Source organism: Pseudomonas sp. AGC41 (assembly GCF_057334555.1).
Window position 1 is genome coordinate 92,701 of record NZ_JBHFJB010000117.1, and the last position, 16,595, is coordinate 109,295.

Here is a 16,595-nt window from a genome sequence, read left to right on the forward strand (position 1 = left end):
CCACAAGGGTGACCCCAATCAATGTGGGAGCGAGCCTGCTCGCCAAGGCGCCAGCGCGGTTAGCGAAAAGCCGAAGCCCTACCCCATCAATCCGCGCATGATCAGGAACAACAGCGAAGGCCCGAGCAAGCAGCCAAGCGCGGTATAAAACGCCGCCGTCAGGCAACCATAGGGCACCAGCTTCGGATCGGTGGCCGCCAACCCACCAGCGACGCCGCTGGAGGTGCCCATCAGCCCGCCAAAGATCACCGCGCTACGCGGATTGTTGAGGCCGATAAAGGGCGCCACGAACGGCGTCGCCACCATCACCAGGATCGCCTTGATCAACCCGGCGGCAATCGACAACGCCATCACCTCGGAACTGGCCCCGATGGCCGCCCCGGTCACCGGCCCGACGATATAGGTGACCGCTCCGGCACCGATCGTGGTCAGGCTCACCACATCGGTATAACCGAAGGCCATCGCCACGCCGACGCCGGCAATGAACGAGGTGCCGACTCCGACGAACAAAGCCAGCACCCCAACGAAACCGGCGCGCTTGAGTTCCTCGACACTCACCCCGAACGCCGTGGCGACAATGGCGAAATCCCGCAGCATGGCGCCGCCCAGCAAGCCAATCCCGGAAAGCAGTGGAATGTCCACCACACCTTTTTGCCCTCCGGTCATTGCACCGCCGACGTAGGAGAGCACCAACCCCAGCAGGATCGCGATGGCCGAACCATGCAGGCGGCCTTTGGTGAAGGTATTGCTGACCCAGTAGGACACCCACATGGTGATGCCGACAATGGCAAACCCGCTGATCAGACCGTAGCCGGTAATGACTTTCATCATGGATTCGTACATGGCAATCACCCGACCGTCTTGACGGAAATATCGGTCTGAGGGTCTTTGTTGCCGATGCGTACCAGCACCGGCACCAACGCAAAGGCAATCACCACCGCAAGGGTCCCGGCCAGGATCGCCATCGGCCCGCCTTTCAGTGCGCCGTAGACGTTTTGCTGGGCCGCCATCGCCACCACGATCGGAATGTAGATGGCGCTCCAGAACTCCACGCCAGCTTCGGACTTGCCCTTGAACAAGCCGCGCTTGTTCAGGTAGCTGCCCAGGCCGATCAGCAACAGCATTGCAATGCCGACGCCGCCAACGTTGGCCGGTACGCCAATCAGTTTGCCCAGCAGCTCACCGATGAAAATGCCCACCAGGGTACAAAAAGCCAGAAACGCCACACCGTAGATAATCATTGTTGTAGTCCTCAAAGTGCATCGTCGAAGTTGTTGTTTTTGTGCTTCGCCAGCTTGAGTCGGTGTCTAGGGTCGGCGGCATCCCTCCTCTTGCAACAGCGCTTGCAGGGTGTCGAGCCGCGCGCCGTCATAAGCCATGACGGTGCCCTGCTCGAATACCCGGCGCGCCAGCCCGGTCAACACCGCGCCGGGCGGCAACTCGATCTGCAGACGCACGCCACGCTCATAGGCGCTTTGCACCGTGCCGCGCCAGTCGACGACGCGGCACATGTTGAAGGCCAGGTCGTCGCGCAGCGCGTCGGCCTTGATCACCGGTCGGGCGCGACTGCCGCTGAGATAGCCCAGCGCCGGAGTTTTCAAGGGTACTTCGGCAAAGGCCTGGGCCAACGTCCGCGCCGGAGCCTCCAGCAGCGGGCAGTGGGACGGTACGCTGACCGCCAACCGGCAGGCCTTGCCGGCACCTTGGTTGCGAGCCCGTTCGGCGACGTAGCCCATGGCTTCATCACTGCCGGCGATGACCACCTGGTTATCGGCGTTGATGTTGGCCAGGTACACCGGCGTTGTTGCGCTGTGCACCTGGGCGAGCAAGGTTTCCACGGCCGCGAGGTCCAGGCCGATGATTGCCGTCATGCCGTAGCCTTGCGGATACGCCTGCTGCATCAGTTCGCCGCGCAGGCTGACCAGGCGCAACGCGTCCCCGAACCCCAGCGCCCCGGCCACGACCGCCGCCGGGTACGCGCCGATGGAAAGCCCCGCTACGTAATCCGGCGCGGGGACCTGTTCCAGCAATCGACGGGAAGCGGCCACACCGGCGATCAACAGGCACAGCTGCACGGCGCGAGTCGATTGCAGGGCCTGGGCAGTGTCGAGCTGCAAGACATCCTCCCCGAGCACGTCCCTCGCCTCGTCCAGAATCTGCGGCGCCAAGCCATGGAGCATGCCCACGCGCTGCGCACCCTGGCCGGGGAAAACCAGGAGGCTGCTCACGCGACCTGCTCCCACGATGGCTGCCATGGATCGCTGACCAATCGTGCCTGGATATCATCCTTGAGCAAGACCCGACGCGACGAACCCGCCCACTCGCGCAAGGCGACAGCACCGCAGGGCGTTTGCAACTGCATGTCGACGGCGCCGACCGAGGCGTCCAGCTGCGCCAGCAGGTTCCTGGCCTGAAGGCGATCCAGGCGGTGCGGCGTCCTCAGGATCAAGTCCAGGTCGCTGCGCTCATGCAGCGCCTCGATGCCGGTGGCAAGTTCAAACCCGGCACTGCCGCTGATGCCCCAGGTCCAGCCACTGGCGTCGAGCAACGAGTGCAACTCGGCCAGCGCGTGCAAGGCCGGCAGGTCGCGCGGGGATTGAACATGGCAGAGGTCCTCCGGGCGCACCCGGCGCTGGATCGCCGCCAGCGGCATCGATGTGGCGTAACGCTGCTCCCGGGATCGGCCGCGTACGCCCACGGCGATGTGTCCAGGCGGGGACAGCGCGCGGCGCACCACGACCGGTTGCCCGAGGTCCAGCGACTCGACAGCCCAGCCCGGCGCATCCGCAGGCAACTGCAAAGCAGTCATGCCCCAGAGCAGGTCATGGGCCAGGAGCGTGCTCACCATTGCGCCCTCAACAATTGCCGAACGTGGCTGGACGCTGCCCGGTGAACAGCGCCCAGGCGACCGCTGAGATCCCGAGGCGTGCCCGCCACGTCGTTGATCGCCTGTTGCACGCAATCGCTCACCCGCGCCAGGTCCGCCGCCGTCGGTTGTTCGATCTGTTCCACCGACAAGGTCTCCCAGAGCAGTCCCAGGCTGGCGAAGCTGTCGATGTCGTAGGCCATCGGCGGCACGCTGGCGGCCAGGGCTTCGAGTTCCTCGACGCTGCGCAGGGTGACCCGTGCTGCCGAAGCCTTGCCCATCGCATGGACCATCACGCCCGGGTCGCGCAAGGCGATCAACCGGTTGGCCTGGTAGCCGTGAGCGAGGAACGCACCGGACATCGCCTTGCCTACCAGCAAGCCGATCACTGGATGCCCGGCCAGTCGGGCCCGGGCATAACTGTCCGCCGCGCCGGCCAATGCCTGATGGATGCCCAGTGCTTCTTCACGCCGACCGTAGGCCTGGCTCGGCACATCAACGATAGCGATGAGCGCACGTTTGCTGGCCGCGCTGCGATCGGCCGCGATGGCGTCGTCCACGGCTTTGGCCAGGCCCCAGCCTTCGAGCAAACCGACTTCGCCATTGCGCGCCCGAGGGAAACGGTTGGCGGGATCGGCCACGACAGCCAACAGACGCGCGGTTTGTTCGCCGAGTTGGACATCGGCCGCTTTCAGCGAGGCGGGCAAGCCTTCCAACGGTTTGACGCCATCGCTCAAGGCCTCGAACCAGCGCAGGCCCCTCAAAGAATACGTATTCATGGACGTTCTCCCTGATACAACTGGCGAACCGCTGCCGGTTCGATTTGCACCTCAGTGTCCAGGCGCGACAGGCGCTGGAGGAACCACTCGGCCTGGCCACTGCGGTGTTCAGTGGGCACACCCAGATGCAACAGTTCGCGGACCTGACGACGAATCTGCGCCACGTCATCGGCGACGTAGCGGTCCGCCAGCCCGGTCGCGAAGCGTTGTTCGCCACCGGTCAGGCTCCAGATGAACGGACGGTCGCGGGAGTCGTACTCATCGATGCCGGCTTCCTGCTCGATCACCTGCGGACCGTTCAGCCCCAGCCGCGCTTCCCGGGTCACCAGCAGATAACTGCACAGCCCGGCAGCGATGGACATGCCGCCAAAACAGCCGACGCTGCCAGCCACTACGCCAACCACCGGCTGGTATTGGCGCAGGTCGATAATCGCCGAATGGATCTCGGCAATCGCCGCGAGCCCGAGGTTGGCTTCCTGCAACCGCACGCCGCCGGTCTCCAGCAGCAACACGGCCCGGGTCGGGATGCCTTTGCGATTGTCCTCAGCCGCCAGCTCCAGGGCACCGGCGATCTTTGCCCCGCCGACTTCACCGAGGCTGCCGCCCTGGAACGCGCCTTCGATGGCGGCGATCACCACCGGCAGGCCATCGAGCATGCCCTTGGCGATCACTACGCCGTCGTCGCTTTGCGGGACCACGCCCTGGCGCAGCAACCACGGCGACATGATTCGCTGAAAGGGGTCGAGCAGTTCGCGGAACGTACCGTCATCGAGCAAGGCCCTGGCCCGCTGGCGGGCACCGAGCTCGACGAAACTGTGCTTGTTGAGCAACGCAGCGCTGTCAGTCATGGCCGATCTCCTCGAAGCCTTGTTCCAGGCGCAGACGCACCACGCCGGGGGTGGCGCCGAAATCGTGAATTTCGATGGCCATCGCGGGAGGCGTCTGGCCGTCGAACATGCGCGCGAACAAGTGCTGCCAGCGTTGCTCGCTGCCATTGACCGAGGTCTGCACCTGGATGGTCAGCTTGCCCGCCAGCCCGGGTTCGATCAGTACTTCGAGATCGCCCGAGCCGACGCAGCCGACCAGCGCTCGGCCCCGTGGCGGCTGCCCGGCGGTGAATTCAAAGGATAAGGTTTGCATCAGCACACTCCTGAAAAGAGGCCCGCGCCGCGCTCGATACGGTCGAGGAACAGGCAGGCGGCGAGCAGGTCGGCGGCGCCGCCGGGCGAGGCGTTCAAGGCAATCAGTTGTTGGTCCAGCGCATGCAACTGGCGGCGACCACCCAGGCTCGCACTGCCGCCGGCGTCGAGCACCGCTCTGGCGCCGTGTTGCATGGCTTGGAGCCCCGTCTCTCCGGCGCGATAGAGCACGCAGGTGTCGGCCAGGCACGTCATGATTGCCAGCAGGGCGTCAAGCCGGGCGTTCTGTTCGCCGACGCCTGCCGCGCGGCTGCGCTTGAGTTGCGGCAGGCCCAGGGTTGTCACCGCCGGAAATGCCAGTTGCGCCTCCTCCCGGGCACCGCGCGCGCCGTAGCGCTGGGCCACTTGGGCACCGTGGCTCAAGGGTTGTGGCGCATGACGGTCGTTGAGCAGGGCCAGGCGGGCGGCACGCAACGTGACGGCACCAGCGCCACTGGATTCAGGTTCCAGCGCCGCCGCTGCGACCAACAGGCCCAAGGCCCAGATCGCGCCCCGATGAGTATTCACACCGCCCGTGGTGGTGAGCATCGCGGCTTCACCTTCCCGACCGATGCGCCCCAGGGCTTCACGCAGTGGCAAGCCGATCTCGCCGCAGTCGAGCGCGGCCTCGGCCATCTCCTTGAATGCCGGCCACAACGACAACGCCGAAGCGTGCATCAGGCCCAGGTGCAGATCGGTGTGGGCGCCGCTGCCGCGACGGTCCACCAGCGCGGGCTTGGGCGAGAGGTCGGCCTCGTCGATCAACGCGTCCACCGCGAGGTCGGCCAAACGTTCAGCCAGGGATAAGGTCTTCGGTTGCAGATTCAGGGCGCGCATTTACCAACTCCTGAACTTGGCGGGCGGGTTGTAGAGGCCACCGGACCATTCCACCAGATCGGCCACACTCTTGGCCGCGAGCAATTCGCGGGTGGCGTCGGTGCGACGGATACCGAGGTCTTCGGGCAAGGCGATCAGCCCTTCGCGACGCATGCGCGCGGTGTCTTTCGGGTCGTGGCGCAGGCCGATGGCAGTGACCCCGGCCACGGCGGCGATCATCGCCTGGCGTTCTTCCAGGGAGCGGGCCTTGTACAGGTAGGCGATGCCTTCTTCGGTCAGCAAATGGGTGACGTCGTCGCCGTAGATCATGATCGGCGCCAGGGGCATGCCGGCTTTCTTCGCCACGTCCACCGCGTCGAGGGTGTCGACGAAGGTCGGTTTGCCGCCCTCCTGGAACGTCTCGACCATCTGCACCACCAGTTTCTTGCCGCGCTCGAGCAGCGGCGCCTCGCCGTCGCCATGACGCATGTCGAGCCAGGCCGGCGTACCGTGACGGCGACCGCGCGGGTCGTGGCCCATGTTCGGCGCACCGCCGAAACCGGCCAGTCGGCCACGGGTCACGGTGGAGGAATGGCCGTCGCCGTCCACCTGCAACGTGGCGCCAATGAACAGGTCCACCGCGTACTGCCCGGCCAGTTGGCAAACCATTCGATTGGAACGCAGCGAACCGTCGTGGCCGGTAAAAAACACATCAGGCCGGGCGGCGATGTAGTTCTCCATGCCCAGTTCGGTGCCGAAGCAATGCACGCTCTCGACCCAGCCGCTTTCGATGGCGGGGATCAGCGTCGGGTGCGGATTGAGCGTCCAGTTGCGGCAGATCTTGCCTTTCAGGCCGAGTGATTCGCCGTAGGTCGGCAGGATCAATTCGATGGCGGCGGTGTTGAAACCGATGCCGTGGTTGAGCGACTGGACGTTGTGTTTTTCGTAGATCCCGCGAATCGCCATCATCGCCATCAAGACATGCACAGGCTTGATGTGGCGCGGGTCGCGAGTGAACAACGGCTCGATGTAGAACGGCTTGTCGGCCACCACCACGAAGTCGACCCAGGATGCTGGAATGTCTACCCGGGGCAGGTCGCTGACGTCGTCCACCAACTGGTTGACCTGGACGATGACGATGCCGTCGCTGAACGCCGCCGGTTCGATCAGCGCCGGGGTGTCTTCGGTGCTGGGGCCGGTGTAGATATTACCGGCGCGGTCGGCCATGAAACCGGCCGAAAGCACCACGTTGGGAATCAGGTCGACCACCAGCCGGGCGTAGAGCTCGATGTAGGTGTGGATCGCGCCGATTTCCAGCAGGCCGTCTTCCAGCAATTGGCTGATGCGCAGGCTCTGGGTGCCGGCGAAGGAGAAATCGAGCTTGCGGGCGATGCCGCGCTCGAACAGGTCCAGGTGCTCGGAACGACCGACGCTGGGCATGATCATGTGCAAGTCATGCAGCTTGCCCGGATCGGTCTTCGCCAGGGAACGCGACAGGAAATCCGCCTGCTTCTGGTTATTGCCCTCCAGCACCACACGGTCGCCAGGCAGGATCAACGCCTCCAGCGCCGCGACGATCTTGTCGGTGGGCAGCACCACACCGTCGGCAAGCCCCTTCACCAACGCCAGGCGCCGCTGCTTTTCGCTGCGCCGCCGCGTCCATCGCGAGTCGGGGGATATTGTTGTTGTCATGACCACTCCACGGGTTCGCTGTCGTGGAGCTCACCTTAGGAGTGTTTTGGCGTGGGCATCAATCAAGCTCGGCGGCGGATCGTTACGGCGGGAGTAATGGTTAGCCCGGATTGATGCGAGCCTTTGTGGGAGCGGGCTTGCTCGCGATGGCAATGTAACAGCCAACATTGATGTCGCCTGACCCACCGCTATCGCGAGCAGGCTCGCTCCCACAGGGTTTGAGGTTGACCTCTGATCCTGTGGCGAGGGGATTTAGCGAAACGTCGCACCACCCGTTGGGCGCGAAGCGGCGACGCGAGCGGGCATTGATCACCGAGTGCGGCGAGTTTCCGTGCGGTATTAATAGCGAGTCCCTAAAAGGGACTTATCGGTCCCAGTCTGGGACCAATCGTCAGTCGACAAACATCTGGCGTACAACAGGGCCGACCTGATCGACATGGCCTAATCGCTGGCAGAGGCGACGCCGGATTAGCGGCATGCCTGAACTTCAATGCTCACCACGTCCCCCTGTGGGAGCGAGCCTGCTCGCGATGGCTGCGCAACAGCCAAAATCGATGTCGCCTGACCCACCGCTATCGCGAGCAGGCTCGCTCCTACATTAGTCAGTTGGCTGACTCAACTCTTACCAACCCCGCCGCAACCACCAGCTCTTCCAACGCCAGCAGATCCGGCACTTTCGCCACGTGCTCGCCCACTTGCACGGCCGCCTGCTCCAGTCCGCACAGCGGCACGTCGACGTAGCTCAACTGGGTGTCGAGCTTGCAGGAGCGCGGGATGCCCTGGACCAGCAACGCGATGAAGCGCAGTTCCGGGCGGCCGCCCAGGGCGTTGAGCACGACGATGCGGGCGCGCTCGCCGATCACGGTTTTCTGGCCGCAGGCTGACTCGAAGCTCAGCAGCGGGATCTGCCGTTCGCGCCAGCTTACCCAGCCCAGGAACCAGGGCGGGGTGTCCAGATCGAACACGCTGCTCTGGTAGTCGATCAACTCGGCCACGGCGACGTTCGGCAGGATCAGGTGCCGGTCGGCCAGGGGCAGCAGCAAACCAGTGAGATGGCTGGTGCGGTGCTCATGCATGGGTCTTGCTCCAGTGGGCGATGCTGGCGAGCAACACCGATTCCTGGTACGGCTTGCCCAGGTAGTCGTTGACGCCGATGGCCATGGCGCGGTCGCGGTGTTTCTGGCCGGTGCGGGAGGTGATCATGATGATCGGCAGATGCGCCAGGCGTGGGTCGTTGCGCACTTGCGTCGCCACTTCGAAACCATCCATGCGGGGCATCTCGATGTCCAGCAGCATCAGGTCCGGCGAATGTTCGGCCAGCAATGCCATGGCGTCCACGCCGTCCTTGGCGGTGAGCACATGCATGCCGTGGCGTTCCAGCAGGCGACTGGTGACCTTGCGCACTGTTACCGAATCGTCCACCACCAGCACCAGCAAAGGCCGCTGCTGCTCGCCTTCGCCTTGCACCACGGCCGGACGGCGCGCCGCCTGGTTGGGCAAGGCGCGGATCGGCGCCAGCAGGTCGAGAATCAGCACCACCCGGCCGTCCCCCAGGATCGTTGCCCCGGCCAAGCCCCGGACCGCCGAGAATTGCGGGCCGAGGCTCTTGACCACGATTTCCCGGGTGCCGGCGGTGGCGTCCACCTGCACGGCGACGTGTCGCTCGTTGCATTGCACCAGCAGCACCGGCAATGGCTGGCTCTGGCCGAGCAATTTCGGGCGAGCACCGGTTTTCAGCAGCTCACCGAAGTAGCACAACTCATAACGTTGCCCGGCATAGGTATAAGTGGGCGGATCGAGCTGGTAGTAGCCATCCAGTTCGGCGGGCAATACCCGGACGATGCTCTCAATGGTGTTGAGCGGGATGGCGTATTGATCGTCGTGACAGTGCACCATCAGCGCCCGGTTGACCGCCACGGTGAATGGCAGGCGGATACGGAAATGCACGCCCTTGCCCGGCGTCGAATCGATGACCATGCTGCCGCCCAGTTGCCGCACTTCTTCGTGGACCACGTCCATGCCGACGCCGCGCCCGGAGATCTGGGTGATTTTTTCCGCCGTGGAGAAACCTGGCTGCAGGATGAACTGCAGCACGTCGCGGTCGCTGATGTCGCTGTCGGGCGCCAGCAGCCCACGCTTTATCGCCTTGCGCCGCACCGCGTCCAATGGCACCCCGGCGCCATCGTCACGGATGTTGAAAATGATGTCGCCGCCTTCGCGGGACAGATCCAGGCTGATGCGTCCCCGCGCCGGTTTGCCGGCTGCGATGCGCACATCGGCGGGCTCCAGGCCATGATCAACGGCATTGCGCAGCATATGTTCCAGAGGCGCCGCCATGCGTTCGAGCACGTTGCGGTCCATCTCGCCTTCGGCATTGTCGACCACGAACTCGACGTCCTTGCCCAGCTCCTGCGCCACCTGCCGGACGATGCGCTTGAGGCGCGGCAGCATGCGCTCGAACGGCACCATGCGCGTACGCATCAGGCCTTCCTGGAGCTCGGTGTTGATGCGCCCCTGCTGTTGCAGCAGGTTTTCGGCGTCGTGGTTGCTACGGTCCAGGGTTTCCTTGAGGTCAAGCAGGTCCGAGGCAGACTCGAACAACGCCCGGGACAATTGTTGCAACTGGGAATGGCGGTCCATTTCCAGCGGGTCGAACTCTTCGTAGCCCAGTCGTTCGGCGTCCACCTGCTGGCGGCTGAGAATCCGCCCCTGGGTTTCGGTATCCAGTCGGCGCAGTTGATCGCGCATGCGCTCGATGGTGGTTTCCATCTCGTTCAGGGCGATGCGCGCGTCGTTGACCTGTTGCTCGATGCGCCCACGGAAAATCGACGTTTCCCCGGCCAGGTTGACCAGATCGTCGAGCAGTTCGGCGGAGACCTTGACCATGTCCGCGCCATCGCCCGGCGCGGCGGGCTCGGCTCGCATCGGTACCGCGACCTGGGCCGGTGCCGGCTCAACCGCCGTAGCGACCTGGGGCGCCGCGCTGTCCTGCGGATGATTGACCGCCTGGATCTGCGCGATCAGCCGGTCGGCCGGTGGGCACGGCTGCCCGGCACGGACGGCGTCGAGCATGTGGGCCAGCCGGTCATGGCTGCCTTGCAGCAAGGCAAAAAGCGCCGGGCTCGGTTGTAACAGGCCCGCCGACAGCCCTTCGTAAAGATTCTCCAGCTCATGGGCAAGGTCGCCGATGGGGCCGATCTCCACCATCCGCGCGCCACCCTTGAGGGTATGCAGATCGCGCAGCAGGGTTTCCACCGCCTGACGGTTCGACGGCTCTTCCTGCCAGCGTTGCAACGCCGCCCCGGAACTGTCGAGGATATCGAAACCTTCCTCGAGGAAGATTTCCAGCAACTCCGGATCATGGCCCGCCGTGTCATTTTGCCGATGCCCCGCCACCTCGATGGCGTTCGGCTTGTCCTGGCGGAAACGATGAATGGCGTCAATCAACGCCACGGGATCGCCCAGCGGTTGGCCTTGCTGCAGTTGCCCGAGCAACAGGTCGAGGCGTTCATGGCTGCTGTTGAGCAGTTGCGCCAGCTCCTCACTGTAACTGTAGCGGCGATCCACCAGTCCTTCGTATAGGGTTTCAAGCTCCCCGGCCAGGTCGCTCACCGGCCGCACATCCGCCATGCGTGCGCCGCCCTTGAGGGTGTGCAAGTCACGCTGCAGCGAGGACAGCGGCGCGCCGTTCTCCGGGTCGGCGAGCCAGCGCTGCAAGGCCTGTGCGGCGCTTTCGAGGATATCCTGGGCCTCTTCGAGAAAGATCGCGGCGATATCGTCATCCACCGAAACAGCCGCCGGCGAACTGCGCTGCATCTCAGCCGTCGCATGACCCAGCTCGCGGATGCTCAACGTGCGGCTGCCGTCACTGCGGATCAGTCCCGTGGCTGTCGGGTCGAGGCCTTCCTGGAGCAGGCTGCGCAGGGCCTGCACCCGGGCAGGTTGCGCACGCACGTGCTGGCCGGCAGCCAATTCGTCGAGCATGTCGATCAACGCTTCGTGAGCGAGCTGCGCCTCTTGGAAAAACCTGTCGCTGACCGCCAGGCTGCTTTCCTCCACGGCGCCGTACAGATCCAGCAAGGCTTCGCAGAGCTCGTCCACCGGGTGCAGGTCGGCCAGATGCGCGCCTTCCCCAAGGGTGGTCAGCTCATCAAGCAGCGCGCTCAGCTCCTGACCCTCGCCGGGGTGTTGCTGCCAGCGCCGCAACAGGTTCTCCGCGTCCAGCAGGATATCCATGCCCTGGGCGAGAAAATTGTTGATCAACTGCGGGTCGCGCTTGGTCCGCACGCCCTGGTCTGGCGTGTTGAGAGCCGCTTGCAAACGTTCGGCCGACAAGGCCTGGGTTCGCTGGATCAGGTCCGCGGCGCCGGGAATCGCTGCCAGCGGCTCGTTGTGCAGCTGGCGCAAACCGCGGCGCAGCAACCCTTCAGCCTCCAGCAGCAGCTCGATCTCATCCAGGTCAAAAGCGATCAGGTGCGCCTTGTATTCCCGGGCTATCTCGTCCATCGCCCCGGCCAGTTCGGCGATCGGCAGCACACCGGCCATCGATGCACTGCCCTTGAGCGTGTGCAAGGCTCTTTGCAGCTCGTCGCTGGCCTGCAATGGCAAGTGTTCGGCGGCCTGGTCGAGGAATCGATCAAGCGCGGCCAGATGCCCCTGGGCTTCGTTGTCGAAGATTTTCAGCAGCAAGGGGTCGAGAGCGGCCACGTCCTGCTGGCCGTCATCCTCCTCATCGCCCCCCTTGGCCAGGGCATGGGCGCGTGCGGCCAGACGGTCGACGTCGTCGCGCTGGCATTGGCGCTGGGCAGCGAACTCGGCGACCAGCTCCGGCAGCAATCGCACCGCGTCCTCAAGCAATTGCCGAACCGAAGCGCCCGGCTCGACGCTGCGCTCCAGCACGCGGTTGAGCAGGTTTTCCACCGCCCAGGCCAACTCACCCAACACCAGCGCCCGGACCATCCGGCCGCTGCCCTTGAGGGTATGGAAGGCCCGGCGCAGCTCAGTGAGCGTGCCTTGGTCGTCGGGCTGCGCAGCCCAGCGCGGCAGGTATTCGCCCAGGACATCAAGCACCTCGTCGGTTTCCTCGAGGAACACCTCCCGCAGCTCGTCGTCCACCGGATGCTCATCCACGGGCGGCGGCAGCAGGCTGCCGGGCATGCCTTTGGCCGGCGGGTTGACCGCCGAGACCGGGCTGGCCAGAACATCAGCGAGGGATTGCACGGTCTGCGGGTCGTCCAGCTCCTGCAAGTCCTGCATGACCTGGGCCTCGTTCGGGCTCAGCCGGTCATCAAGCAGAGGCACACGGGCTTCGTCGGGAAAATAGCCGAGGGCGCCCAGGCTCCGCTCCACGCCGTCGAGCAGATTTTCGGCAGGCATCAGCGGGTCTTCGCTCAAACGCTCCAGGTAATATTCCAGGCCGGTAATCACATCGGCCAGGTGGTCGAGTGCTTCCCACCCCGGCTGCGCGGGTTCGAGCAGCAGATGCTCACGGATGAAATCGTTGCACGCCTCCACCAGGCGGGCGGCGCGGCTCAGGGGAATCATCGCCAGCGCGCCGCGGACCTGGGTCAGCAAGGCCGGCAATGGCTCAAGCTGCGCGCTGTTCCAGTGTGCGTCGATGTAGTCGACGATCATGTCCTTGGCCTGTTGCAGGCAGGTATGGGCTTCCTTGATGACGATCTGATGGATCTGGGTCAGGTCGGTCGTCGGCAGGCGATTGTCTTCGCGGCTTTCAGGCTCGACGGTGCCGACCATTCCGGCCAGGGTCGCCTCGACGTAGAGCAAGGCCCCGGCGACATCCATCAGCGTCGCGTCATCAGGCTCGCGCTGGCCCTGGGCGAGGCTCAGTACGACGGCCAACTGGTCGATGATGACCTTGCGCGGCTGGCCGAACCCCAGCACCGCCAAGGTGTCGGCAATCTGCCGCAGGGGCGCCAGCAGGCTGTCCAGCTCCGAGGCATGCTGGCGGTCGCTGCGCACGAACAGGTCCAGGCGCTCCTTGACCCGCACCAACTCCTCGCAGAGCGCTGCCAGCACCGAGCGCATGGCATCGCGGTCGGGCCCGGCCAGGCGCGCGCGTTCTTCGGCGACCGTGGCGCTGTCGGGCAGCGCGTCGTCCAGTGAGTAGCGTTCTTTCATGATCTGCATCTGCCCGCTGGGATGTTCGGCCTTGGCAATATAGAACAACAGACTCTTGAGCAGGTGTGGCGGGGCCGCTTGGTTGATGCCGGGCATGCCTTGTTCCAGCAAGCGCTTGAGTTCCTTGTCAGCATCCTTGAACAGGCTGCGCAGCGCCGGGCTGTTGGCGATACGCCCCTCGCGCATGCCTTCGACCAGCGCCGAGGCGACTTGCCACAACGCATTGAGGGGCGCTGCGGCGCAAAGCGCTTCAAGGCGCTGAAAGACTTTGGCCAGGTAACCGAGGTGAGTCGCGTCGTCCTGCTCGCGCAACAGTCCCACCAGGGCCACCTGCAGGGTCTGGCGCAACTTGCGCAGGGTGTTCGGCAGGTCTGCCGGCGCGAGCCGCTTCAAGGCGTCCTCGCCCAGCGGCGCGATAGTGGGCAGTTCCGGGCTGAACAGGCTGGTCTCCAACAACAGGCTCTCGCCCCGCGCACTGCGCAGATCGTTGAGCAAGGGCAGCACCGCCAGCGGCAGGTCGCGACGAGCGCTCTGCACGCGCTCAAGGTAGACCGGCAACTGGCCCAGGGCCTGGCGCAGCAGGCTGGTCGCCTCCTCGCGGTGGGCGATGCGGTTGTCCCGCAGCGCGCTGCACAGTTGCTCCATTTCCTCGGCCAGCAACGCCGCGCCGTAGAACTCGATCATCTGCAGGCCGCCATGGACCTGGTGAATGCAGGCCAGGCATTGGGCAAGCGCATCCGACGCCTGGGGGTCGTCCACCAGGCGATTGAGGGCCAGGTGGGCCTGCTTCAGCGTTTCGGCAATTTCGCCCTTGACCCATTCCAGGGCCACGTAGTCGTGCCGATCACCCATAACCACTCCAAATCATATGCAGCGCGCCAGCCCTTGTGGCGAGGGAGCTTGCTCCCGCTGGGCTGCGCAGCGGCCCCGAAGATCCTGTGAGCGCTGCGCACTCAAGCCCCCCCCCCCCCCCCCCCCACAAAAGCTGCCCCGCCACATAACCTTCTCAATAGTCACACCTTGTCCTCATCCGCCAAAGGAGCCGCGGGCAAGGTAAACCCGGACACCGAGCGACGCAGTTGGCTGGCCATTTTCGCCAGGTTGCCAATGCTCTCCGCCGTGGCGGTGGAACCGGACGAGGTCTGGCTGGTGATCTGCTGGATCACGTTCATGGTCAGCGAAATCTGTCCCGCCGAGGTGGTCTGTTGCTGCGCCGCGTTGGAGATGCTCTGGATCAGCGCTGCCAGGGTCTTGGAAACGCCCTCGATTTCCTCCAGGGCGACGCCGGCATCCTGGGCCAGTCGGGCACCGCGCACCACCTCGGTGGTGGTCTGCTCCATGGAGATCACCGCTTCGTTGGTGTCGGCCTGGATCGCCCGCACCAGCGTCTCGATCTGCCGGGTGGCCGCCGAGGAACGCTCGGCCAAGCGCTGCACTTCGTCGGCCACCACCGCAAAACCCCGGCCGGCATCGCCTGCCATGGACGCCTGGATCGCCGCGTTGAGCGCAAGGATGTTGGTCTGGTCGGCGATGTCGTCGATCAGGCTGACAATATCGCCGATTTCCTGTGACGACTCACCGAGGCGCTTGATGCGCTTGGCGGTGTCCTGGATCTGTTCGCGAATGTTGTCCATGCCATGAATGGTGTTGTGCACCACCTCGTTGCCCTTGTTGGCGATTTCCACGGAACGCTCGGCTACCGCCGACGACTCGGCCGCATTGGCCGATACCTGGTCGATGGACTGGGCCATTTCATTGATTGAAGTCGAAGCTTCGGAAATTTGCTGGGCCTGGTGTTCCGACGCCTGGGCCAGATGCATCGCCGTGGCCTGGGTTTCCTGCACGGCGGCGGCCACCTGACCGGCTGTGAGGTTGATGGTCGCCACCAGATCGCGCAGCTGGTCCACCGAATAGTTGATGGAATCGGCGATGGTCCCGGTGAAATCCTCGGTGACCGAGGCGGTGACGGTCAGGTCGCCATCGGCCAGGTCCTCGATTTCGTCCAGTAGGCGCATGATAGCGTTCTGGTTGCGCTCGTTCTTTTGCGCTGTTTCGCGCAATTGGCGGTTGGTTTCACGCACCATCACCAGGCCGATGAGGATGATCGACATCAGTGCCAGCAAGCCCAGCACATACCCGCCGATGCTGTTGACGGAACGGCCACCGGCCAGGTTCTCGAAAGCTGTGGCCAGGTGAGAGGCTTCGTCGAGCAGGGTCTGCGACAGATTGAAGATGTTGCCCGCCGACTCGCGGACCTTGAACAGCTCCGGTGAGGTCTCGAGGATTTCGTCCACCGAGCCCGAGACGAATTCGAACAGCTCGCTGATTTCCGTCAGCCGCGCCCTGGCGTCGCGATCCTGGACCTGGGAAATCTTCAAGGTCGGGTCGCCTTGCAGCATGCCATTGAGCACCTGGCCGAAACGCGCGGCGTCGCGGCCAAAGGTGTCGGCCGCCTGGCTGGCGTTCTCATCGCCGGCCAATACCGTATTCACCGCGCCGAGAATCCGCTCGGCCAGCAGTGATTGGCGCTGGGCCATGGCGACCTGGCCAGCCGGGGCACCGCGCTGAAGGAGGGTCTCGACGACTTTTTCGTATTCGACCTGCAGTTGCGGCACGGTTTCAGCCAGGGTCGCGGCCACCTGATGCAGCGACAGGACGGTCTGCTCGCTGGAGAGAATCGCATCGGTATTCTTCAGCAGGCGCTCCCAGTCCAGTTGCACCGCGCGCATCTGCGGGCGCAGGGTGGCGGGCGCCGGAGGCAGGCCGGTCACCGGGTCGCCTTGCTTCAGGTATCCCCAACGCTGGGCAAAATCGTTGCGCGCATCACTCAGCAACTTGAACGCGGCGGCCTTGCCGGCCGCGGCTTCGGTGGCGTTCTTGGCGATGCGCTGGGACAGCACCCGCAGCTCACCGGCATGGCCGATGTACTGTTTGTCATAGGTGGACTGGGTATTGAGGTACGCGAAGTTGGCGAACAACAGCATGATGAAGACAATCAGCGCGACGAACAGCACGATGATCTGCGACCGACTGCGCGACGCTTCCAGAGGCTTGCCTGTTTTTGCTTTGATCATCGGTACTCGCCTGTCCTGCTCAATCCGGCTTCTCACCACAGCCCTCCTGTGG

12 protein-coding genes are annotated in these 16,595 nt (G+C 64.7%); all 12 read right to left on the reverse strand.

Translation table 11 applies throughout. The features are described from left to right. Positions 1–78 precede the first annotated feature (78 nt). Positions 79–843, reverse strand: a complete 765-nt coding sequence (gene madM, locus ACE04F_RS20615) for a malonate transporter subunit MadM (protein ID WP_486109548.1) — start codon at positions 841–843, stop codon at positions 79–81. A gap of 5 nt (positions 844–848) precedes the next feature. Then, entirely contained in the window at positions 849–1,241 is a 393-nt protein-coding gene (gene madL / locus ACE04F_RS20620; protein WP_486109550.1) for a malonate transporter subunit MadL, read from the reverse strand. A 66-nt stretch (positions 1,242–1,307) separates the two neighbouring features. Further along, a complete protein-coding gene (mdcH, locus tag ACE04F_RS20625) occupies positions 1,308–2,228 on the reverse strand; it encodes a malonate decarboxylase subunit epsilon (protein WP_486109552.1) in 921 nt (306 codons plus the stop codon). Beyond that, the gene (locus ACE04F_RS20630) at positions 2,225–2,848 is read right to left on the reverse strand and encodes a malonate decarboxylase holo-ACP synthase (RefSeq protein ID WP_486109554.1); all 624 of its coding nucleotides are present in this window, start codon (positions 2,846–2,848) and stop codon (positions 2,225–2,227) included. The genes mdcH and ACE04F_RS20630 overlap by 4 nt, the downstream gene beginning before the upstream one ends. Next, entirely contained in the window at positions 2,842–3,645 is an 804-nt protein-coding gene (mdcE, locus tag ACE04F_RS20635) for a biotin-independent malonate decarboxylase subunit gamma (RefSeq protein WP_486109556.1), read from the reverse strand. The genes ACE04F_RS20630 and mdcE overlap by 7 nt, the downstream gene beginning before the upstream one ends. Further along, on the reverse strand, positions 3,642–4,493 hold the full coding sequence (locus ACE04F_RS20640) for a biotin-independent malonate decarboxylase subunit beta (protein ID WP_486109558.1): 852 nt from the start codon (positions 4,491–4,493) through the stop codon (positions 3,642–3,644). The genes mdcE and ACE04F_RS20640 overlap by 4 nt, the downstream gene beginning before the upstream one ends. Continuing rightward, a complete protein-coding gene (locus ACE04F_RS20645; RefSeq protein ID WP_305498200.1) occupies positions 4,486–4,785 on the reverse strand; it encodes a malonate decarboxylase subunit delta in 300 nt (99 codons plus the stop codon). Before ACE04F_RS20645 ends, ACE04F_RS20640 begins: the two co-directional genes overlap by 8 nt. After that, a complete protein-coding gene (locus ACE04F_RS20650) occupies positions 4,785–5,660 on the reverse strand; it encodes a triphosphoribosyl-dephospho-CoA synthase (protein ID WP_486109560.1) in 876 nt (291 codons plus the stop codon). The genes ACE04F_RS20645 and ACE04F_RS20650 overlap by 1 nt, the downstream gene beginning before the upstream one ends. Beyond that, positions 5,661–7,331: a malonate decarboxylase subunit alpha gene (mdcA, locus tag ACE04F_RS20655; protein WP_305498198.1), complete on the reverse strand. Its 1,671-nt coding sequence runs from the start codon at positions 7,329–7,331 to the stop codon at positions 5,661–5,663. A 602-nt stretch (positions 7,332–7,933) separates the two neighbouring features. After that, positions 7,934–8,407, reverse strand: a complete 474-nt coding sequence (locus tag ACE04F_RS20660) for a chemotaxis protein CheW (protein WP_434627390.1) — start codon at positions 8,405–8,407, stop codon at positions 7,934–7,936. Continuing rightward, a complete protein-coding gene (locus ACE04F_RS20665; protein ID WP_486109563.1) occupies positions 8,400–14,321 on the reverse strand; it encodes an Hpt domain-containing protein in 5,922 nt (1,973 codons plus the stop codon). Before ACE04F_RS20665 ends, ACE04F_RS20660 begins: the two co-directional genes overlap by 8 nt. A gap of 161 nt (positions 14,322–14,482) precedes the next feature. Continuing rightward, positions 14,483–16,543: a methyl-accepting chemotaxis protein gene (locus ACE04F_RS20670; RefSeq protein WP_486109565.1), complete on the reverse strand. Its 2,061-nt coding sequence runs from the start codon at positions 16,541–16,543 to the stop codon at positions 14,483–14,485. Between the last annotated feature and the right edge of the window lie 52 nt (positions 16,544–16,595).